25 protein-coding genes and 1 tRNA gene are annotated in these 19,817 nt (G+C 71.0%); 16 read left to right on the forward strand and 10 right to left on the reverse strand.

Features of this window, described 5'->3' with window-relative positions; all coding sequences use genetic code 11:
- Positions 1-144 precede the first annotated feature (144 nt).
- Both FHX33_RS14320 and FHX33_RS14325 read left to right on the forward strand, forming a co-directional pair.
- Entirely contained in the window at positions 145-396 is a 252-nt protein-coding gene (locus FHX33_RS14320) for a toxin-antitoxin system toxin component HicA family (protein ID WP_021764316.1), read from the forward strand.
- Positions 393-719: a type II toxin-antitoxin system HicB family antitoxin gene (locus tag FHX33_RS14325; protein WP_021764315.1), complete on the forward strand. Its 327-nt coding sequence runs from the start codon at positions 393-395 to the stop codon at positions 717-719. The genes FHX33_RS14320 and FHX33_RS14325 overlap by 4 nt, the downstream gene beginning before the upstream one ends.
- On the opposite strand, the gene treZ is transcribed toward FHX33_RS14325, so the two are convergent.
- Complete coding sequence (gene treZ, locus FHX33_RS14330) at positions 716-2,434, reverse strand: malto-oligosyltrehalose trehalohydrolase (RefSeq protein ID WP_183428649.1); 1,719 nt, start codon at positions 2,432-2,434, stop codon at positions 716-718. The genes FHX33_RS14325 and treZ overlap by 4 nt on opposite strands.
- Positions 2,431-4,779, reverse strand: a complete 2,349-nt coding sequence (gene treY / locus FHX33_RS14335) for a malto-oligosyltrehalose synthase (protein WP_420870890.1) — start codon at positions 4,777-4,779, stop codon at positions 2,431-2,433. The genes treZ and treY overlap by 4 nt, the downstream gene beginning before the upstream one ends.
- Before the next feature lie 191 nt (positions 4,780-4,970).
- On the opposite strand from treY, the gene FHX33_RS14340 reads away from it, so the two are divergent.
- The 3 genes from FHX33_RS14340 to FHX33_RS14350 all read left to right on the forward strand — a co-directional run bounded on the left by FHX33_RS14340 (position 4,971) and on the right by FHX33_RS14350 (position 6,170).
- A complete protein-coding gene (locus FHX33_RS14340) occupies positions 4,971-5,144 on the forward strand; it encodes a CsbD family protein (RefSeq protein WP_021765607.1) in 174 nt (57 codons plus the stop codon).
- 161 nt (positions 5,145-5,305) lie between these two features.
- Positions 5,306-5,839 (forward strand): DUF6611 family protein, encoded by a 534-nt coding sequence (locus FHX33_RS14345; RefSeq protein WP_021765608.1) that lies wholly within the window; start codon positions 5,306-5,308, stop codon positions 5,837-5,839.
- Positions 5,840-5,888: 49 nt separating this feature from the next.
- Positions 5,889-6,170, forward strand: a complete 282-nt coding sequence (locus FHX33_RS14350; protein ID WP_021765609.1) for a hypothetical protein — start codon at positions 5,889-5,891, stop codon at positions 6,168-6,170.
- Positions 6,171-6,197: 27 nt separating this feature from the next.
- Here the strand turns inward: FHX33_RS14350 and FHX33_RS14355 are convergent, their stop codons facing one another.
- The 3 genes from FHX33_RS14355 to FHX33_RS14365 all read right to left on the reverse strand — a co-directional run bounded on the left by FHX33_RS14355 (position 6,198) and on the right by FHX33_RS14365 (position 8,555).
- Positions 6,198-7,049, reverse strand: coding sequence for a 3-hydroxyacyl-CoA dehydrogenase (locus tag FHX33_RS14355; protein ID WP_021765610.1), 852 nt, complete (start codon positions 7,047-7,049; stop codon positions 6,198-6,200).
- Entirely contained in the window at positions 7,046-7,726 is a 681-nt protein-coding gene (locus FHX33_RS14360; RefSeq protein ID WP_183428651.1) for a TetR/AcrR family transcriptional regulator, read from the reverse strand. The genes FHX33_RS14355 and FHX33_RS14360 overlap by 4 nt, the downstream gene beginning before the upstream one ends.
- Positions 7,727-7,805: 79 nt before the next feature.
- A complete protein-coding gene (locus FHX33_RS14365) occupies positions 7,806-8,555 on the reverse strand; it encodes a DUF308 domain-containing protein (protein WP_183428652.1) in 750 nt (249 codons plus the stop codon).
- A gap of 136 nt (positions 8,556-8,691) precedes the next feature.
- On the opposite strand from FHX33_RS14365, the gene FHX33_RS14370 reads away from it, so the two are divergent.
- Positions 8,692-9,054, forward strand: a complete 363-nt coding sequence (locus FHX33_RS14370; protein WP_021763817.1) for a DUF2200 domain-containing protein — start codon at positions 8,692-8,694, stop codon at positions 9,052-9,054.
- Between the two features lie 21 nt (positions 9,055-9,075).
- On the opposite strand, the gene FHX33_RS14375 is transcribed toward FHX33_RS14370, so the two are convergent.
- Entirely contained in the window at positions 9,076-10,020 is a 945-nt protein-coding gene (locus FHX33_RS14375; protein ID WP_021763818.1) for a quinone oxidoreductase family protein, read from the reverse strand.
- Positions 10,021-10,331: 311 nt separating this feature from the next.
- Between FHX33_RS14375 and FHX33_RS14380 the strand changes: the two genes are divergently transcribed.
- The 4 genes from FHX33_RS14380 (at position 10,332) to xrtR (ending at position 13,142) form a co-directional block, all read left to right on the forward strand.
- Positions 10,332-10,496, forward strand: coding sequence for an LPXTG cell wall anchor domain-containing protein (locus FHX33_RS14380; RefSeq protein ID WP_155829056.1), 165 nt, complete (start codon positions 10,332-10,334; stop codon positions 10,494-10,496).
- Positions 10,497-10,508: 12 nt separating this feature from the next.
- A complete protein-coding gene (locus FHX33_RS14385; protein WP_021763820.1) occupies positions 10,509-11,864 on the forward strand; it encodes a glycosyltransferase family 2 protein in 1,356 nt (451 codons plus the stop codon).
- A gap of 106 nt (positions 11,865-11,970) precedes the next feature.
- Positions 11,971-12,552 carry a hypothetical protein gene (locus FHX33_RS14390; protein WP_169730346.1) on the forward strand — a complete coding sequence of 194 codons (582 nt, stop codon included), beginning with the start codon at positions 11,971-11,973 and terminating at the stop codon, positions 12,550-12,552.
- Between the two features lie 65 nt (positions 12,553-12,617).
- Entirely contained in the window at positions 12,618-13,142 is a 525-nt protein-coding gene (gene xrtR / locus FHX33_RS14395; RefSeq protein ID WP_039922854.1) for an exosortase R, read from the forward strand.
- A 42-nt stretch (positions 13,143-13,184) separates the two neighbouring features.
- On the opposite strand, the gene FHX33_RS14400 is transcribed toward xrtR, so the two are convergent.
- Positions 13,185-14,159: a helix-turn-helix domain-containing protein gene (locus FHX33_RS14400; RefSeq protein WP_021763823.1), complete on the reverse strand. Its 975-nt coding sequence runs from the start codon at positions 14,157-14,159 to the stop codon at positions 13,185-13,187.
- Between the two features lie 85 nt (positions 14,160-14,244).
- Between FHX33_RS14400 and FHX33_RS14405 the strand changes: the two genes are divergently transcribed.
- From FHX33_RS14405 to FHX33_RS14415, 3 genes are all read left to right on the forward strand, one after another.
- The gene (locus tag FHX33_RS14405; RefSeq protein ID WP_021763824.1) at positions 14,245-14,463 is read left to right on the forward strand and encodes a hypothetical protein; all 219 of its coding nucleotides are present in this window, start codon (positions 14,245-14,247) and stop codon (positions 14,461-14,463) included.
- Positions 14,464-14,495: 32 nt separating this feature from the next.
- Positions 14,496-15,149 carry an HAD-IA family hydrolase gene (locus tag FHX33_RS14410; RefSeq protein ID WP_183428653.1) on the forward strand — a complete coding sequence of 218 codons (654 nt, stop codon included), beginning with the start codon at positions 14,496-14,498 and terminating at the stop codon, positions 15,147-15,149.
- Between the two features lie 132 nt (positions 15,150-15,281).
- Positions 15,282-16,283 (forward strand): aldo/keto reductase, encoded by a 1,002-nt coding sequence (locus FHX33_RS14415; RefSeq protein WP_021762819.1) that lies wholly within the window; start codon positions 15,282-15,284, stop codon positions 16,281-16,283.
- Between the two features lie 93 nt (positions 16,284-16,376).
- Here the strand turns inward: FHX33_RS14415 and FHX33_RS14420 are convergent, their stop codons facing one another.
- From FHX33_RS14420 to FHX33_RS14430, 3 genes are all read right to left on the reverse strand, one after another.
- Positions 16,377-16,742: a hypothetical protein gene (locus FHX33_RS14420; protein WP_039922054.1), complete on the reverse strand. Its 366-nt coding sequence runs from the start codon at positions 16,740-16,742 to the stop codon at positions 16,377-16,379.
- Between the two features lie 197 nt (positions 16,743-16,939).
- Positions 16,940-17,929: a quinone oxidoreductase family protein gene (locus FHX33_RS14425; protein ID WP_246397392.1), complete on the reverse strand. Its 990-nt coding sequence runs from the start codon at positions 17,927-17,929 to the stop codon at positions 16,940-16,942.
- 8 nt (positions 17,930-17,937) lie between these two features.
- The gene (locus FHX33_RS14430) at positions 17,938-18,234 is read right to left on the reverse strand and encodes a GNAT family N-acetyltransferase (protein WP_021765299.1); all 297 of its coding nucleotides are present in this window, start codon (positions 18,232-18,234) and stop codon (positions 17,938-17,940) included.
- Positions 18,235-18,423: 189 nt separating this feature from the next.
- Here FHX33_RS14430 and FHX33_RS14435 point away from each other — a divergent pair, with 189 nt between their 5' ends.
- The 3 genes from FHX33_RS14435 to FHX33_RS14445 all read left to right on the forward strand — a co-directional run bounded on the left by FHX33_RS14435 (position 18,424) and on the right by FHX33_RS14445 (position 19,731).
- Complete coding sequence (locus FHX33_RS14435; protein WP_183428654.1) at positions 18,424-19,224, forward strand: dienelactone hydrolase family protein; 801 nt, start codon at positions 18,424-18,426, stop codon at positions 19,222-19,224.
- Positions 19,224-19,622, forward strand: a complete 399-nt coding sequence (locus FHX33_RS14440; RefSeq protein ID WP_021764872.1) for an MmcQ/YjbR family DNA-binding protein — start codon at positions 19,224-19,226, stop codon at positions 19,620-19,622. The genes FHX33_RS14435 and FHX33_RS14440 overlap by 1 nt, the downstream gene beginning before the upstream one ends.
- Positions 19,623-19,658: 36 nt before the next feature.
- A tRNA-Arg gene (locus FHX33_RS14445) sits at positions 19,659-19,731 on the forward strand.
- Positions 19,732-19,817 lie beyond the last annotated feature (86 nt).

Genomic DNA, 19,817 nt, shown 5'->3' on the forward strand with positions numbered 1-19,817 from the left:
ATCGTGGAACCGCAAGAGTACCGGGGCCCGACGCCCCCTCACCAGCGGTTGACAGCGGGGGTGCGGGTCGTTAACGCAGCGGGGAGGAGTGGAGGCTCCCTCCGCGCGCCTTGCAAAATGGTGGCAATAGTGACACCATTGGACATGACCGGCGTCGAGAAGATCCTCATTGAGATGCGCTCCAACCCGAAGGGCGTGTCATTCGTCGACCTGGTCAAGGTGTGCGAAGAATTCTTCGGGCCACCGCGTCAGAAGGGATCCAGCCACATGGTCTTCCGGATGCCCTGGCCCGGCGACCCGCGGGTGAACATCCAGAACGGTCGCGGAATGGCGAAGCCGTACCAGGTCCGTCAGGTGCTGACGGCGATCGACCGGCTGAAGGGACAGGGACGATGAGCGAATATCTGCATTACACGTACCGAGTCGAATGGTCCGCGGAGGATGGCGAGTTCGTCGGCAAGGTGGCGGAGTTCCCCGCCCTCTCCTGGCTCGCGGCGACCCAGGCCGGAGCCTTGACCGGGATCGTCGACCTCGTGCGCGAGGTGGTTGCCGACCTCGAGAGCGCGGGTGAGCCGATCCCTGTGCCGTTCTCGGAGCGACGCTACAGCGGAGAGTTCAAGGTCCGCGTCCCGCCAGAGTTGCACCGCGCGCTCGTGGTCCGTGCCGCCGAGGAGCACGTGAGCCTGAATCGTCTGGTGAGTATGAAGCTCGCCTCCTAAGCGACCAGGCGGGTCACGCGGACGGCGTCGGCGAAGGAGGCGACGGCCTCCCCGTCCGCCGCGTCCCGAGGCAGACTGCTGCCGCTCAGCGCCGCCTCCACCCGGAGGCCGCCGCGGGTGAACGCGAAAACGCCGCCATCCAACGTGACGTCGGTCGCGCGGGCGAGCGCCGGGATGCCGCGGCGCAGTGCGGTGAGGGTGCGGTACCAGTCGAGCAGGCGCGCGTGCTCCGCCCGCTCCGGCTCCGACCAGTCCAGCTTCGAGCGGACGAAGGTCTGCGGGTCCTGCGGGTCGGGCACGGTCTCCGGGTCCCAGCCCATGCGGGCGAACTCGGCGATGCGGCCGCGCGCGGTGGCCTCGCCGAGTTCCTTCTCGGGGTGGGAAGTGAAGAACTGCCACGGGGTCGTCGCGCCCCATTCCTCGCCCATGAAGAGCATCGGCGTGAACGGGCCGAGCAGGGTGAGGGCGGCGGCGACGGCGAGGGAGCCCGCGCCGAGGGTGGCGGTGAGGCGGTCGCCGGCGGCGCGGTTGCCGATCTGGTCGTGGTCCTGACTGAACGCGACGAGCCGAGTGAACGGGATGTCCGCGTCGAGAGGGCGTCCGTGGTGGCGCTCGCGGAAGCTCGACCAGGTGCCGTCGTGGAAGAAGCCGCGCTCGAACACCTTCACCAGGGCGGCAGGATCGCCGAAGTCGCCGTAGTAGCCGGTGACCTCGCCGGTCAGGTTGGCGTGCAGCGCGTGGTGCACGTCGTCATCCCACTGGGCGTCGAGGCCGTATCCGTGCTGGGCGCGGGAGCGGATGAGCTTCGGGTCGTTGAGGTCGCTCTCGGCGATGAGGGTCGTGGGGCGTCCCGTCCGCTCGGTCACGGCGGCGGCCTCCCGGGCCATCGCCTCCAGGATGTGCTCGGCCCGTGAATCGTGGAGGGCGTGCACGGCGTCGAGCCGCAGCCCGTCGACGTGCATGTCGTCGAGCCAGTACCGCACGTTGTCGAGGATGTACCGGCGCACCTCGTCCGATTGCGGGCCGTCGAGGTTCACGGAGGCGCCCCAGGTGCTGTGCGCGTCGCCGAGGTACGGCCCGAAGACGGGCAGGTAGTTGCCGCTCGGGCCGAGGTGGTTGTAGACGACGTCCTGGATGACGGCGACACCGCGCGCGTGGCAGGCGTCGACGAAGCGCTGGTACGCCTCCGGGCCGCCGTACGGCTCGTGCACGGCGTACCAGAGCACGCCGTCGTAGCCCCAGTTGTGCGTGCCGTTGAACGCGTTGACCGGCAGGAGCTCGACGGCCTCCACGCCGAGGTCGACGAGGTGGTCGAGCCGGCCGGCCGCGGCATCCAGGGTGCCCTCGGGGGTGAAGGTGCCGAGGTGAAGCTCGTAGATCACGGCTCCGGTCAGGTCGCGGCCGCGCCAGGCGGAGTCGCCCCAGGCGTATGCGCCCGGGTCGAACTCGCGCCCGGGGGCGTGCACGCCGCCCGGCTGCCGCAGGGACCGCGGGTCGGGACGCGGGTCCGACCCGTCGACCGAGAACGCGTAGTCCAGGGGATCGGGGGAGGCCGGGAGCGGCTCGGCCAGTCGCCACCAGCCGCCCTCGCCGCGGGTGAGTGGGAGGGGATCGCGGCCGGTCACGACGAGGTCGACGCGCTCGGCGCCCGGCGCCCAGACCGGGAAGGTGCGGGCGGGGAAGGTGCGGGCCGGGACGGGGCGGTCGTCGCTCATCGCGCGTCCTCCTCGGTGGTGGTGGCGGTGGCGGCGGCGTCGTCGCCCGGGACCAGCAGCGCGACCGGGTACCGCTCGAACACCTCGGCGAGCCGGGCGCGCCCGCGGTGGGTGCGGCCCGTGAAGGCGTCGCGCAGCATCCCGTCGCCCACCATTCCCTCGCCCAGGTCGAGCGTCGTCTCGCCCCAGCCTCCCGCCGCGGCGAGCCCGTGCGGCAGGCGCGTCGCGAGCGTGATCGCGCCGCCGCGGTCGAAGCCGACCAGGTGGGCGGCGGCCGGGCCCTCGGCGACCACCGGGCGGTAGCCGGTGAAGAGGTCCGGCCGATCGCGGCGCAGCCGGAGGGCCCGGGAGGTGACCAGCACCTTCGCCGCGCCCGACGAATCGATCGGCGGCTGCCAGCCTTCGTCGATGTGCGCGAGGAGCGCCTCCGCCGCCTCGAACTCGACCGGGCGCCGGTTGTCCGGGTCGACCAGCGAACGGTCCCAGCGCTCGGTGCCCTGATACACGTCCGGGACGCCCGGAACGGTCAGCTGGATGAGCTTGGCCGCCAGCCCGTTGCTCGCGCCCGGAGCCGCCACGATCGCGGCGATCGCCTCCACCTCGGCCCGCACGCGGTCGTCGTCGAAGGCGGAGTCGACGAGCGCGGCCATCCGCTCCTCGAACGCGGCGTCGGGGTCGATCCAGGAGGTCGAGGCCCCCGCCTCCCGCGCGGCCTTCAGCGCGTAGTCGTGCAACCGCTCGCGCGACGCCGGCCACGCGCCGACGATCGACTGCCAGAGCAGGTCCTCCAGCGGCTCGTCGCCGAGCGCGACCCGCTCGCGCACGGCGTGCAGGAAGCGCGCCCAGCGCTCGGGCAGCTCGGCCAGCACCGCGACGCGCGCACGGGTGTCTTCGCTGCGCTTCGTGTCGTGCGTCGTCAGAGCCGTGAGCGAGTGCGGGAGGTCGACCGCGCGCTCCTCCTGCACGCGGTGGAACGCCTCAACGGTCAGCGCGAACACGTTCGGCTCGCCGCCGACCTCGGTCAGCGACACCAGCCGGGGGTAGCGGTAGAAGGCGTTGTCCTCGACGCCCTTGGCCATGATCGCGCCGGTGGTCTGCTCGAACCGCGCCGTCGGGGAGCCCGGGCCGGGGGCGCCGACGCGCTCGACCACGGTGGCGATGGTCGCGGCGAGATCGGGCCGGGAGGCGGTCGCCGCCTCCTGCGCCTCCGCCAGGTGATCGGCGCCGAACGGCAGGTAGCTGCGGTACACGGGGAAGTTCGCGGCCAGCTCGGCGACGGCGTCGGCCGTGCGCTCGACGACGTCGGCGGGCTGCTCGGTGTCGGCCGCGCTCAGCTCCCGCACGACGCGCAGCACCTCCGAGCGCAGGATCCCGTCGGCGACCGCCCGCTTGCGCTCGCGCACCAGCGCGGTCCACTCGGGCGCCCCCGCCAGCGCGGTCAGCTCCTGCTCCCCGGCCGGGTCGGTGAGCACCCGGTCGACCAGCCCGAGCGCGTCGTAGCCGGTCGTACCGTCGACCGGCCAGGCCGGCATCCGCTCGTCGCCCTCGAGGATCTTCTCGACCCAGATCGGGGCGCCGTCGGCCAGGGCGGCGAGGCGCTCGAGGTAGGCGCCGGGGTCGCGCAGCCCGTCCGGGTGGTCGACCCGCAGGCCGTCGACCAGCCCCTCCCGCAGCCATCGCCCGATCTCGGCGTGGGTGTCGTCGAAGACGCGGTCGTCCTCCACGCGCAGCCCGGCCAGCGTGTTCACGGCGAAGAAGCGCCGGTAGTTCAGCTCGTCGTCGGCCCGCCGCCACGACATCAGCTCGTAGTGCTGCCGGTCGTGTACCTCGCGGGGGCTCCCGTCGCCGGTGCCGGGCGCGATCGGGAAGCGGTGGTCGTAGTACCGCAGCTCGCCGTCCTCCACGCGCAGCGCATCCAACTCGTCCGGGCCGTCGCCGAGGATCGGGAGCCGCAGCCTCCCGCCGCCGAAGTCCCAGTCGATGTCGAAGAAGCCGGCGTGCTCGGCGTCGCGGCCGTGGGTGAGCACCTCCCACCACCAGGCGTTGTCGCGCGGCGTCGCGACGCCCATGTGGTTCGGGACGATGTCGACCAGCACCCGCAGGCCGCGCTCGTGGGCGGCCGCGGAGAAGTCGCGGAGGGCCTCCGGGCCACCGCGGGACTCGTCCACGCGGCTGTGGTCGATCACGTCGTACCCGTGGTTCGAGCCGTGCTCGGACTGCAGCAGCGGCGACAGGTAGACCCAGTCGGCGCCGAGCCGGTGCACGTGGTCGAGCACCTGGGCGGCGTCGCGGAGGGTGAAGTCGGCGGAGATCTGGAGGCGGTAGGTGCTGGCGGGGCGGGGGATGCTCACAGCCATTCATTCTGTCCGTCGCGCCGGGGCAGGTGAAGAGGCGCACCGTCAGGTCGCAGGGGGTTGATTTCCCAGGGGTCCCGTGCGGGCTGGACGAGGGGCCGCGGCGGTGGGAACGTCGGAGATGTCCGAGAGGCGGACCACGTCACACGGACGACACGAACTCACGGACGAAAGGGGACGACATGGGACTCGACGACAAGATCGAGAACGCGGGCGAGAAGCTCGGCGGTCAGGCCAAGGAGACCACCGGCAAGGCCACCGGCGACGAGCGCCTCGAAGCCGAAGGCAAGGGCGACCAGGTCAAGGCCGACATCAAGCAGGCGGCCGAGAAGGTCAAGGACGCTTTCAAGCACTGACCCACGCGTATCGAACGCCCCCGCCCGCGATCTGCGGCCGGGGGCGTCGCGCGTGTGAGAGGCGTCGCGCGTGTGAGGGGTGCGTGAGGATGCGGCCGGAGGCCGTGAGGATCTCGTGAGGATCGCCCCATGGGAGGCCGCTCCCGCGCAGACCGGGATGCGTGACCACCACGATCCACCTCCCCGCACCGCGCACCCGCACCACCCGCCTCCTCGAAGGCGCGTACCGCTGGGGCCGGTTCGAGGAGAGCACCGCCCTCTTCACCGCGCGCACCGGCGTGTGCGTGCGGCAGCTCGTCGTCTACGCGCCCGGCACGGACGCGGCCGACCGCCGCATCCTGATGCTCTGGCGTTCGTGGCCGCTCGTCGGCGGCGCGCTGGCGTTCGCCGTCGCGCTCGCGCTCGCTCCGGTCGCCCCGCTGGCGGCCTTGGTCGGGATGCTTGCCGTTTACCTCGGAGGCTTGGCGGTCGTCGGGAGGCGTTCCCGGCGTGCGCGGCATGCCTGTCGGTCCCTCAAAGCTTCGAGCGTGCAGCTCAGCACCGGCGTGGAGACCGTGGGCGACGAGGAGGCGCTGGAGGCGGCGTTCGCCGAACTCGCCCTGCTCGAGAGCCTGCGCGATCGCGGCCGCATCGACGAGATCGGCTTCGAGTTCGGCTGGGCGCGCGTCTACGACCGCCTCGGAACCGGCCGTTAACTGCGCGTTCATCTGGTGTCCACCGCGCAGGCGGAGTAGTTTTCGCCGCATGGGAGACCGTGCGGAGCGCGCCCGGGCGTGGCGCGGAGTGAGTGCCGGGACCGTGCTCGCGGTCCTGGCCCTGATCGCCACGGCGGCGCTCGCCGTGGCCATTCCGACCCAGGGGGAGAACCCGCGGGCCTGGGGCATCATCGTGTGCGGCGTCGTGACCGCCGGGCTGTGCGCGTCGGTCGCGCGCCGCAATTGGCTGCTGCTGCGGCACTTCCGCGGCGACGACCTGAAGACGGTCGCCGCCGCGCGGGTGCAGCATCCGAGAGTGCGGCATCACTGAGGCGGGGGAGGCCCGCCCGGGTGCCGATCAGTACCGGTAGAAGCCCTCGCCGGTCGCGAGGCCCAGCTTGCCCTTGTCGATGTAGTTCTCCTTGAGGTACGCGGCGAACTCGCGCTGCTTGGGGCCGGAGACCGAGGAGATGTTGTAGGCCGTCGTGAGGCCGACGATGTCGAAGATCTCGAACGGACCCTTGGGTGCGCCCGTGCCGATGCGCCACGTCTTGTCGATCGTCTCGGGGTCGGCGATGCCGTCCACCAGCAGCTCGGCCGCCGCATCCAGCAGCGGGACGAGGAGGGAGTTGAGCACGTAGCCCGCCTTCTCCTTCTTCAGCTCGATCGGCACCATCCCGATCGCGGAGGCGAACTCGACGACCTGCTGGTACACCTCGGGGTCGGTCTTCGTCGTGCCCATCACCTCGGCGGTGTTGTTCACCCACACGTGGTTGGCGAAGTGCAGGGCGAGGAACTTGTCGCCCCGGCCGGTGTAGCCGACCAGGTCGCTCGGCAGCAGGGTGGAGGAGTTGGTGGCGAAGATCGTCTTCGCCGGCGCCAGCTCGCCCAGCTTCGTGTAGATGTCGCGCTTGAGGTCGAGGCTCTCCGGCACGGCCTCGATGACGAGGTCGGCGTCCTTCACGGCCTGCGCCAGGTCGTCGGAGTAGCGGATGCCGCCCAGCGCCTTCTGCGCGGCGCCGTCTGCAGCGCCCGCGACCTCCTTCTCGTACACGGCCGCGAGGCCCTCGAAGCGCTTCTTGGCGGCGTCGAGCGCGTCGGTGTTGATGTCGTACGCGGTGACGGCGAAGCCGTGGAACGCGGTCTGGAACGCGATCTGCGAACCCAGCACGCCGGTTCCGAGAACGGTGACATTCGTGATGCCGGTCATTTCTCTTGTTGTCCTGACTGTCCTGAGGTGGTCGGGTCTGTCTCGTAGCCGCGGACGATCACCTCGAAGTCCGCGGCGAGGTCGGTGAGCAGCTCACCCGTGGGGCGGCCGTGCGCTGCAGCGTCCGCGATGGCGAAGTGCAGCACGGCGGAGAGTGCGCGGGAGGCGGCGGCCGGGTCGGGCGCTGCGCGGTCGGGCGCGGCCGCTTCGGGTGCGGCCGCGACGGCCCGCGCGCGCTCCCACGTGTCGGAGAGCAGGGCGCCCATCCGCTCGCGGAGCTCGCCGAACAAGGCCAGCCCCTCCTCCCGGTACCGCTCGCCCTGGTCGCCGAACAGCAGCTCGCGCTGGTACGCGAGCGTGTTCTCGTCGTTGTCGCGACCGGCGAGGACCAGGGGGGTGATGAGGGCGAGGAGGCGGGCCGTCGCGGGAGCGGACGGGTCGTCCGCCTCGACGCCCACCCGGATGCGTTCCCGGCTGCGTTCGTTGCTGACCATCATCAGCAGCTCGGCCTTGGTGGCGGCGTACCGGAACACGGTCCCGGCGGCGACGTCCGCCTCGTCGGCGATGCGCTGGGTGGTGACGTTCGCGAAGCCCAGCTCGTCGAAGAGGCGCTCGGCGGCATCGAAGATGCGCGTCTGCTTCTCCTCCTTGTTGCGCTCGCGGCGTCCAGCCGGCATCGTCCTCAACTCCTTAAGTGAGTTTGCTCATTTATGAGTGTACTCACTTTTTGAGAAAGCGCCAGTGCCGGGAAAAGTGTCAGCGGAACTCCACGGTCCCGCTCGGGAGGCCGGACTCGTCCGAGACCGTCATGCTGAAGCCGGTGTCGGTGCGGGCGTACTCCAGCACCATCCCGGGTGGGAGGGAGCCGACGGGTCCGGTGGGGGAGGTCACCGTCCGGTCGTCGGCGACGGTGAGTGCATCCGGGTAGGCGCCGCCCGCGGCCTGCACGCACACGGCGTCGGCGAGCACGGCCACCGCGCCCTGCACCGCGTCCGAGCGCTGCTGCTCGGCACTGCTCGCCTCGGCCACCGCCACGGGCTCGGGCGACTCCACGCGGCACGCGGGCGCTCCCGCTCCGGCATCACCGGACGCCCCGCCGTGCGCCGCGGCCGGGATGCCGAACGCCGACGGAAGCGGGGGGATGGTGCCGGGCAGTCCCGCCGCGGCCAGACTCCAGATGCACAGGATGCTCCCGAGGAACCCGAGCGTGGCGGCGATCGAGGGGAGGACCGTCCCGCCACCCGCGTGCCGGTACCACAGCGCGATGGACACGGCGCTGACGCCGGCGGAGGTGACGGCCCAGCCGACGCCGGACGGCGAGGCCGACGACATCCCGAGCGGCCACACGACAGCGAACACGCCCAGCAGCAGGGCGACGGCCATCCACCAGCCGGTGGGGCGGGTGCGGCCGGTGCGGCCGGTGCGTTCGGCGGGGTGAGGCTGCGGGTGCGTCGTGGCCGGCTCGTCCCAGTAGCCCGCCGGTGACCAGTCCCGTGGTCCGCTCATCCTTCGCCCCCGCCCCTTCGCCCCTCGGCGTCCGCTGCCGACCGCGATCGGGCAGCGCAGCCCATCCGAGCACAGACGCGCGAACGTCCGCCGAACCGCGGGTTGCGGAGCGGTGACGGCTGGCTAGGCTCGGTGCATGGCCTCCCACCGCATCTTCGCGACGCCGTTCGCGAGCATCCACCCGCTCTACGTGGCCAAAGTGGAGCGCAAGGGGCGCGACGCGCAGGATGTCGACCGGGTCATCTCCTGGCTCACCGGCTACGACGACGCCGGCCTGCAGCGCGCCATCGCCGACGGCGCCTCGCTCGAGGAGTTCTTCGCGCAGGCGCCCGCCATGAATCCGGACGCCGAGCTCATCACCGGCGTGATCTGCGGGGTGCGGGTCGAGGAGATCGAGGACCCGCTGATGCAGCGCATCCGGTACATGGACAAGCTGGTCGACGAAGTCGCCCGGGGCAAGAAGATGGAGTCGATCCTCCGGTCGGCCGCCGCCTCCTGAGCCGCGGCGGGCCGCCCGGGATCAGGGGAGCAGGACGACCTTGCCGCCCGGGTGCCCCGATTCGACGAGATGGGCGGCATCCGCGGCCTCGGCGAGGGGGAACGTGCGAGCGATGTCGACCTCGAACTCCCCGCGCGCGATCAGGTCGAGCGCCAGTGCGTAGGCCTCGTCCCGGAGCGCGCTCTGCTCGGCCGTCAGCGGCACGGGGTTGCCGCCGGCCCAGGCCTGGATGCCCAGCTCGGCCGCGCGGCCGCCGACCACGACCGTGCCGATGCGCGACCGATCGTCGACCAGGGCGAACGAGGTCTCCAGTGCCTCGTCGGTGCCGACCGCGTCCAGGATGCGGTCGTAGCCCTGCGGGGCGGCTGCGCGCAGGCGCTCCAGCAGCCCGTCGCCGTACGCGACCGGCGTGGCGCCGAGCTCGCGCAGGCGCTCGTGGTTGGCGGGGGAGGCGGTGGCGACGACCGTCGCTCCCGCGCGTCGCGCGAGTTGCACCGCTGCCCGGCCGACCGCACCCGAACCGCCGTGGATGAGGAGCGTCTCGCCGTCCGCGACGCCGAGCGACACGAGCGCCTGGTGGGCCGTGCTCACGGGGATACCGATCGAGGCGGCCTGCTCCCACGTCACCTCCGCAGGCTTGCGCACCAGCTGGGCGGCGTCCGCCACGAGATGGGTCGCGTACGCGCCTTTCGCGCCGCGGACCACGACCTCGTCGCCGACGACCCAGCCGTCGACGCCGTCGCCGACCTCGACGATCGTCCCCGCCGCGTCGCCTCCCGGCACCCGCGGTCCCGTGAAAGGACCGCTCGGGCGGCCGCCGCTGCGGAGCTTGCCGTCGATCGGATTCACGCCCGCCGCGTGCACGCGGACCACGACACCGCCCGCGGGCGCCGTCGGATCGGGCACCTCGGCGACCTCCAGGACCTCCGGTCCGCCCAGCTGCTCGTACTGCACCACGGTCGCCATCGCGCGTCCTCTCGTCGTCGGCAGGCACGTCCGGCCCTCCCCAGGATGCAGCCATCGACGGCCGCAGCGCATTCCCGTGTGACCTCGTCTGACGCGTACTCCTTCTGCAGCCACTGGGTTCGCGTCCTCCGCTACGCGGGTGCGCGAGGCCCAGTGCCGAATGTCCCGCCCATCGCTACTTAACTCAGGCGGAGGGGGTCTGTCCCGCAGGTAGCGTCGACAGAGCGAATTCCGTGAAGAACACGAACTAAAGGGGAGTGAGCAGGTCTCTTCTTCGCATTGCGACCCGAGAGAAGAGAGAAAGAAGCAGCATGTACGGAAATGTGGGTGGAGGGCTGGGAACCGCCGGAGTTCTCGCCGCGACCGGTGTGACCGGCAACCCGGTGTTCATGATCCTCGGAGGATGCGTCGCCGTCTCGATCGGCGTCGCGTTGTTCGCACGGGAGCGCTGGCTGCGTCGCATCAGACCCAGCTGACGGGCGCGGCAGATGTTCGCGATCGTCAACGCGCTCACGCTGGTCCTGAGCGTCATGTTCGTCACCTACGTGTTTCTCATCCTGGTCCCCTTTCTGCGCCATGCGCCGGTGAAGGAAGGCTCTGTGGAACAGTTCGGATGGCACTTCTTCATCCCGTGCCGCGATGAAGCCGCCGTCATCGAAGCAACGATCTCGCGCGCACGCGAGACTTTTCCCGAGGCCCACGTGTGGGTCATCGACGACGACAGCGACGACGACACTCTGTCCATCGCGCAGTCGTTCGAGCGTCTCGACGACCATGTCCACGTCGTCTCGCGCCGACGCCCGGATGCCCGGTTCGGCAAGGGGGCGGCGCTCAACGCCGCGTACCGCCAGTTCGACGAGTGGCTGCCGGCGGACGCGGACAGGAGCCGCATCATCGTCAACGTCGTCGACGCCGACGGCGAGCTGGCCGAGAACGCCCTGCGCTCGGTCGCGTCCGACACGGTGTTCGGAGACCCCGCAGTGGGAGCGGCCCAGATCTCGGTGTGGATGAAGAATCGCGACGATCCCGAGCCGTTGCCGGGGCGCGGGTATCTGCCGAACCTCTTCGCTCGCCTGCTCGTGCGCGTGCAGGACATCGAATTCCGCACCTCGATCGCGGGCATGCAGTCGTTGCGGGCCCGGACAGGGACCGTCGCCCTGGGCGGGAACGGTCAGTTCACGCGGCTGTCCATCCTGGACGAGATCGACCGGGAGTACGGCGACCCCTGGCACGGCTCGCTGCTCGAGGACTACGAACTCGGAGTCCACGTGCTTCTGGCCGGTGCTGCGACGAGACACGTCTACGACACTCACGTGTCGCAGGAAGGCCTTCCCTCGTTCAAACGACTGGTGACGCAGCGGACGCGCTGGGCGCAAGGGAACATCGACTGCGTGCGCTACATCCCGAAGATCCTCCGGAGCCCGCACATCGACGCGGCGGGCGTGCTCGAAAGCTGCTACTACCTCGTGCTCCCGTTCCTGCAACTGCTGGGCATGATCGCGTTCCTTCTCGTCGGTGGTGCGACGATCGCGAAGGCCGCGAGCGATCCGGCCGCGTTCGCCGAGTATCTCGGGCAGGGGTGGGCGACGCTCATGCTGTTCGCCGTCTTCGCGATCGCCCCGTTCGCGTTGTGGGGTCCGGTCTACCGGTGGCGATGCGAGCCGCAGATCTCTCCGCCCGTGGCTGTCGGCTACGGCTTGGCCCTCTGGCTGTACATCTACTACATGTATTTGGTGATCCCGCGCGCCTTCTACCGTTCCATCCGCGGCAAGCGCGGGTGGGCGAAGACGCGGCGGAACGCCGAAGGTCACGCGAAGGGTGCGAAAATTGCACTCGAAGAGTAAACGGCACGTCGGACGGCTCGGCATCGTCGGCTGGTCTCTCGCGACACTGGCCTGGGACGTCGTCCTCGTCATCGTCGGTGCCGACATCCTGTGGCTCAACGGCGGGGTGACCGTGAGCACCGGCCCGCTCCTCGGGCTCGTTCTGTTCGTCGCGGCCCTTTCCGCGTGCTTGTTCGCGCGGGGTGTGTTTCCCGGCCGGCCGGCCGGCCCGGACTTCTCGAGCGCTTCGATCGCCTTCGAGCGGAACCTCGTCATCGGAGACGCGATCCTGCTTGCCGGGGCCGTCACCGCATGGATCGTGTCGTCCTCCTACTTCGTCGGCTGGATCGCCGTCTTCGGCGCGTCTCTCTACTTCACCGGCCTGGTGATCCAGCTCCTCACCGATGTTCTGACCGGTCGTGCGGCGCAGCGCACCACCGGGCGAAGAGAACGGAGGCGGCCGGTGCGCGCGTCGCTCGAATTCGCGCGCTTGCTCGCCATCGGGTGGGCAATCGTCGTGTTCCTGATCTTGGAACCCGTTCACCAGTGGCGCGAGCTGCTGCTGAACCCGCTCACCGTGATGCTGGTCCTCGCCATCGGCATCCACGACGTCTTCATCCGTTTGTTCGTGCTCCGTGCCGAGCCGGCGAGAGGAGAACGACCGAGCGCCACCCTTCGAACCCGAGAAAGAGGCCAACTATGGCTGTGACCCCGATCGCCCCAGACGATCTCGAATCCACACCCGGAGCCGCACCCGCGCGCAGACATGGCTGGGTGACCCGCGGTGTGAGTGCGGCTGTACTGCTCGCGATCGCCGTGGCGTTGGTCCTGCTCAACCACCCGGCCCGCCAGCTGGAGGCCGAACTGGCGGCCTGGGCGGCCGCTCACACCTTCGCGGACGGGGCGGCGACGGGATTCAGCAGCGGGTCGCCGATGTTCGCGTTCGGAGTGGACGGCGAGTGGCGCGCCCTCCGGATCACGACGGAGTGCGCGATCTCCTTCGTCATCGCACCGTTCCTGGTGATGTTCGCCGCGTTCACGCTCGTCCAGCGATTCCGCCTGCTGAGAATCGCGATCGCCGTGTCGGTGTCCGTCATCCTCTTCGTCCTGCTCAATCAGATCCGGTTCCTGGTGATCGCGATCGCTTTCGCCGACGGCGGACACAAGGGCTACAGCATCGCGCACTCGCTCGTCGGGAGCATCATCATGTTCGTCGGCATCGCCGCGATCGTCGTCATGTCACTGTTCATCGTCGCCGGGCGCCGGCGCCGCCGCGTCGTCCGTCAGCGGAGGCACTGAGCGCGGTCGATGCGCGCCGGGCGCGCGCCGTATCTCCGCCGCTCAGGAAACGGGCACCGCCTGCGCCTCGCGCTGCGCGAAGGCGGCGCGGTACCGGGTGGGCGGCACGCCGACCTCCTGGTCGAAGTGGTGGCGAAGGAGGGTGGCGCTGCCGAAGCCGCAGCGGCGGGCGACCTCGTCGATCGGGAGATCGGTGGTCTCGAGCAGCAGCCTTGCGTGCAGCACCCGCTGCGTGGTGAGCCACTGCATCGGCGAGACGCCGGTCTCCGCCACGAACTTGCGCGAGAAACTGCGGGTGGACATGTGGGTGCGGGCAGCGAGCCCGCTGACGGTGTGGTTCTCGTCGAGACGATCGGTCAGGTAGTCGATCAGCTCGCTGAAGGTGTCGTCCTCGCAGTCGGAGACCGGCTTGTCGATGTATTGGCGCTGACCGCCGTCGCGCTGGGGAGGCACGACCATGTTGCGTGCGATCGCGTTGGCGGCGGCGCTGCCGAGCTCGCGGCGCACGAGGTGCAGGCACGCGTCGATGCCGGCGGAGGTGCCGGCGCTGGTGATCACGTCGCCGTCGTCGATGAAGAGCACGTCGGGGTTGACGCGGGCGTTCGGGAAGCGGCGCTGCAGCGCGTCCGCGTAGCGCCAGTGGGTCGTGCACTCGCGGCCGTCGAGCAGGCCGGCCTCGCCGAGTACGAAGGCGCCAGAGCAGACGCTGAGCAGAGTGGCGCCGCGCGCGGAGGCACGGCGCAGCGCGTCGAGCAGCTCCTCGGGGTAGCTGTCGCGGATGTCGGCCGCGGGCACGGCGATGAGGTCGGCATCCTCCATCGCGCTCAGATCGTAGGGCGCGATCAGCCGCACGCCGTTGCGACCTGCGAGGGGCTCGGCGGGGTCGATCGTGCACACGCGGAAGTCGAACGGCTCGAGTCCGGCGTAGGTGCGGTCGAGGCCGAACACCTCGCACACGACCCCGAACTCGAACATGGCGAACTCGTCGATGAGCGGCACCGCGACGGATTTCAACATTCCCTCATGATACTGGCCGTATCTTTGCGAAGATAGACCCAGAGCCATCTCGTGGCCGTTTCTTTACGCTCGTAACGTCTATGTCATGGCTACTACGACATGGACATCGGGCATCGACCACGGCTGGATCGCCCATCCGGCCCGCACCGTGGACGGCGGGGAGCAGCCGCGCCGTCGGCGCTTCGTGCTGAGCGACTGGTTCGCCGCGGCGATCGCCGCGCGAGGCGGCACCCCCTCCCGCGAGACCGAGCGTGCGCTCTCGGACCTGCGCGCCGCCCACGACATCCAGGACCCGCGCCGCTGATCCCGTTCACGCCCGGCCCCTAGGGTGAAGGGATGGATGTGACAGCGCGTGGATTCCTCTTCGACATGGACGGCACCCTCGTCGACTCGACGCCAGTCGTCGAGCATGTGTGGGGCGAGTTCAGCGCGACGCACGGCCTCGACGCGGCCGGCGTGCTCGAGTACGCGCACGGCCGGCCGGCCCCCTCTACGGTGGCGCACTTCCTCCCGCAGTACTCCGCCGAAGAGCGCGAGCGCATGACCGACCGCCTCCTGGAGGAGGAGGTCACCCGCACCGACGGCATCGTCGAGATCCCCGGCGCCGCCGCGCTGATCGCGGCGTTGACCGACGCGGGCGCTCCCGTCGCCCTGGTCACGAGCGCCCCGCGCGCGCTGGCGGTGGCCCGCATGGAGGCCGCGGGCATCCCACTCCCGGCCGTCGTCGTGACGCCCGCCGACGTCGAGCACGGCAAGCCCGCTCCCGACCCGTACCTGCTCGGTGCGCGGAGGCTGGGTGTGCCGATCGCGGACTGCCTGGTCTTCGAAGACGTCGAAGCGGGCCTCCGCGCCGGCATCGACGCGGGCGCCCGCACGGTCGTCGTCGGGTCGTACGCGTCGGCGACGACCGAGGGGCTCACGCGCCTCCCAGACCACACCGGTGTCGCGGTGACCTGCGTCGGCGACGCGTTCCGCCTCCGCACCGCGTAGATCGGGCCGCACATTCGGCACGAATGTCGCGAATGGTGCGCGCCTTCTCGACATTCAGCACGAATGTCGTGGCGACGCTGGCGCCGGAAAAGCACGGTGGGACCGGTCCCGCGAAGTTGCTAGGTTGTGGGAGTGACTCATCTCGCCGACCCGAACCGCTACGACCGCATCCCGTACCGCCGAGCCGGACGGAGCGGCCTCGTGCTCCCCGAGCTCTCGCTCGGCCTCTGGCAGAACTTCGGGCACGCCCGCGCCTATGAGGTGCAGCGCGCCATCGTGCTGCGCGCCTTCGACCTGGGCATCACCCACTTCGACCTCGCCAACAACTACGGCCCGCCTCCCGGTGCCGCCGAGGAGGTCTTCGGCCGCATCCTCGCCACCGACCTCAAGGCCTACCGCGACGAGATCGTCGTCTCCACCAAGGCCGGTTACGAGATGTGGCCCGGCCCGTACGGCGATGGGGGCTCGCGCAAGTACCTCCTGTCGTCCCTCGACCAGTCGTTGAAGCGGCTCGGCCTCGACTACGTCGACGTCTTCTACCACCACCGTCCGGACACCGACACGCCGCTCGAGGAGAGCATGGGCGCGCTGGTGACCGCCGTGACGAGCGGCAAGTCGCTCTACCCCGCGATCTCGAACTACGGCCCCGAGCGCACGGTGGAGGCGGCCGGGCTGCTCGCCGCCGCGGGCACTCCGCTGCTGCTCCACCAGCCGCGCTACTCGATGTTCGACCGCACGGTCGAGCAGGGCGTGCTGGATGCCGTGGACGAGGTCGGCGCCGCCGCGATCGTCTTCTCGCCGCTGGCGCAGGGGATGCTGACCGACCGCTACCTGAACGGCGTGCCCGAGGGCTCGCGCGCGCTCACGAGCGTGTTCCTGCACGAGTCCGACATCACGGAGACCTACCTGGAGCGCGCCCGCGGACTCAACGAGATCGCGGCCGGTCGCGGCCAGAGCCTCGCGCAGCTCGCCCTCCAGTGGGTGCTGCGCCGCCGCACCGTCGCCTCGGCGATCATCGGCGCGAGCAGCGTCGCCCAGCTCGAGCAGAACGTCGGCGCGCTCGCCGGCGCCCCGCTCACCGACGCCGAGCTCGCCGCGATCGACGAGTTCGCCATCCACGGCACGCTCGGCTAGCCTCCCGCGGTCCGCCACGGCGAAAAGCGGCACGAATCACGCCGAGGCGGCGGACAATCCGCCGCCTCGGCGCGCTCGGAAGGCTCGGGAGGCTCAGAAGGCGAACAGCTGCCCGAGCACGACGAGCAGGATCAGCAGGATCACCACGACCGCACCGATGACCGTGAGGGTACGCACCGAGAGCTTCGCGATCCCGTACCCGACGATGAACGGCAGCGCCAGGCAGGCGAGCGCGAGCACCCACCAGAACGCCTGGAAGCCGAACTGCGACGCCGACTCCAGCCGTCCGCCGAACAAGCGCTGCGTGGCGGGGTGCGTCGCGAACGCGATGCTGGCCGACAGCGGGTACGCGATCAGGACGGCCGTGATCAGGCCGGCCAGCGCGCCCCACAGCCCGCGGTGATCGCGGATCTCGAGAGTGGTCTCCGGATGCGGCCCCTGGCGGCTCTTCGTGCTCATGCGGCACAGCATATCCAGCAGGCCCAGCGGTGACGAGAGGGCATCTCAGGTTGACTGCACCGTCTACTCCACCGTTACCCTGGAGGGGTCAGCCGGTTCGTGCAGTGCGCGCTAGGGGGCGTCTCGAACGGACCGGTGGCTTACCCGAATGCCCGTATGGGGGTGGTCCTTCCACTCCCATACGGCCGCGGGTGGGCTCAGACCGCGAGCACGACCTTCCGCCCGGGCTCGATCCGCTCCGCCGCGCGGTCCGCCTCCCACAGGTCGTCGAACGCGAAGACCTCCGGCGCGGCGACCCGGAGCCGCCCGTCGTCGATCGCGGCGAGCAGGCCGCCCAGCAGGGCGCGGTACTGCGGCCGCTTCGTGAGCACGAAGTACGGGACACTGCAGACGCGCTCGCGGGGATGCCCGCGCCGCCGCCCGGCCGCCTCCGCGGAGCCGCGCAGGGAGTCGGCGCGTTCGTGTCCGGCGCGGCCGGCGAAGGCGGTGTGCACGAGGATGCCGTCCGGTGCGAGCGTCTGGCGCACCTGGGGTGCGCCGGTGTGGTCGATGGCGGCGTCGAAGGGGCCGCCCGCCGCGCGGCGCGCCTGCCCCATCCAGTCGGCCCCGCGGTAGTCGACGACGGGGATGCCGAACCCCTCCGCGAAGGCGCGGGTGCGCGAGGACGCGGTGCCGACGACCGTACGGCCCTCCTGCGTCGCGAGCTGCACGGCGATCGATCCGACGGCTCCGGAGGCGCCCTGCACGAGCACGCGCCGGGCATCGCCCGTCATGCGCAGTGCGAGACCGGCGGTGACGGCGTCGAGCGGGGCGGTCGCCGCGGCGGCGGAGTCGAGACCGTCCGGCACGGCGACGAGGAAGGTCGGCGACAGCACGAGCCGGGTCGCGTGCGAACCCATCCGGGGCAGCACGCCGGCGACCCGCGCACCGGTGCGGAGGCCGAGGGCGACCGAGACGGCCGACTCCGTCTCCAGGACGCCGACGAAGTCGTAGCCGGGCGTGAATCCGGGGAGCGGCTGGAAGACGTAGCCGCCGCGGCGCGCGAGCACGTCGGTCGTGCCGACGGAGGCGTGCGTCACCCGCACGACGACCTCGTTGCCGCGGGGAGGGCGGAGCGACTGCTCCGCCAGCACCAGGGAGGTGGAGTCGCCGAACCGCGAGACCAGGACCGCTCGTCTGTCCGCCATCGTCGCGCTCAGCCCGCGCTGCGCTGCTGCAGCAGGCCGGCGCGCTCGGGGTGGTCGTCGAACCATTGGGCGACGTACCAGCACATCGGAACGATGGTCAGTCCGCCCGTGTGCGCGATGTCGTCGACCGCGTACTCGACGAGCTGGGCTGCGTATCCGTTGCCGCGCTTCGCCGGGACGGTGAACGATCGGGTCAGCGAGATCGACCCGCCCAGGACGCGGTAATCGAGCACACCGACGAGCTCGCCGTCCATGTGCATCGCGTACCGGCTGGCGTCCGTCTCGTTGCTGAACTGGGTGACCATGCGCCCATGGTACGACCGTCGCCTCCGCGTGGGCCGCCCGTCGCGCGCCCGGGGCGACCGAGGTAGGGTGTCGATGTGGGACCCGACCCGCACCGGGGTTCCGCGCGCAGTCCGCGACCGAGTCACAGCAGGCCAGGCCGCAGGCGACGTCCGTCGCCCGCGACGACGCGACCTGATGGAGAACATCCCGTGACGCTCGCCCGCCCGACCGCCCGTTCGACCACCCAGCCGACTGCTCTCTCGCCCGCGCACGAGCGGCTGCTCGCCCAGGTGCCCGTCGGCGAACGCTCCGTCATCGAGACCGAGACGATCGCGTACGACCACGAAGGGCTGCCGCTCGAGGGCTACCTCGCCCGCGACGCGCAGGCCGACGAGCGACGGCCCGCCGTGCTGGTGCTCCACGACTGGCACGGCGTCGGCGACAACGTGCGGATGCGCGCCCAGATGCTCGCGCGCAGCGGCTACGTCGCGTTCGCCGCCGACCTCTACGGCGCCGACGTGCGGCCGGAGGGCGATGCCGCCCGGGAGGTCGCCGGCACCTACTACCGCGATCTCGCGCTGCTGCGCGCCCGGGTCGCGGCCGGGTTCAGCTGGCTGCAGCAGCATCCCGCCGTCGACCCCGCCCGCCTCGCCGTGATCGGCTACTGCTTCGGCGGCACCGCCGCGCTCGAGTTCGCCCGCACCGGAGCGCCGGCGCGCGGCGTCGTCTCGTTCCACGGCGGCCTCATCGCCCACGACCCCTCCGACGCCGCCGCGATCGCCGCCTCCCTGCTGGTGCTCACGGGCGGGGACGACCCGGTCGTGCCCGACTCGGCGGTCGCGACTTTCCAGGACGAGTTGCGCGGCGCCCCACACGTGGACTGGCAGGTGACGACCTACTCGGGAGCGCCGCACGCGTTCACCATCCCGGGCCGCGACAGCTACCGGCCGGTCGCCGACGCCCGCAGCTGGCGCGCGCTGGTCTGCTTCCTCGACGAGGTGTTCGCCTGATGGAGCACCCGCTGCTGTTCGAGCCGGGCGACGAGCTGGTCGCCCGGGTGCGCGCCCGCAGCCTCCACCTCCCGGAGGCCGTCGAAATCCTCACGCACGGCCGCCCGGCGTTCAAGGCGGGGGAGAAGGGCCGCGTCTTCGCCCTCGTCGGCGCCATGATGGACCGCAGCGACTCCGTGGTCTTCAAGCCGGATCCGGCCGAGGATCCGGCGCTCCGGCAGGACGCGCGCGTCTTCATCCCCAAGTACTGGGGCGCCAGTGGGTGGCTCGGGATCGACATCGACCGCGCATGGCCCGACGACGCCGACCAGTGGACCGAGATCGGTGAACTGATCGAGACCTCGTACCGGCAGGTCGCGCTCCGCCGCCAATTGGCGGTCTTGGATGCGGTCATGTAAGCTCTAATCCGGCCCGCGCGAGAGCGTGACGGTCATGCGCCACTAGCTCAACGGATAGAGCATCTGACTACGGATCAGAAGGTTGGGGGTTCGAATCCCTCGTGGCGCACACTGGTTGAGACAGTAGGAGAAGCCCCGGTTCGCCGGGGCTTTCTTCGTTCCCGGGGCGCTGCGTTCGTGGGGGCCCGGCGCGAG

This window comes from Leifsonia aquatica (assembly GCF_014190775.1).
Lineage (GTDB): Bacteria > Actinomycetota > Actinomycetes > Actinomycetales > Microbacteriaceae > Leifsonia > Leifsonia aquatica.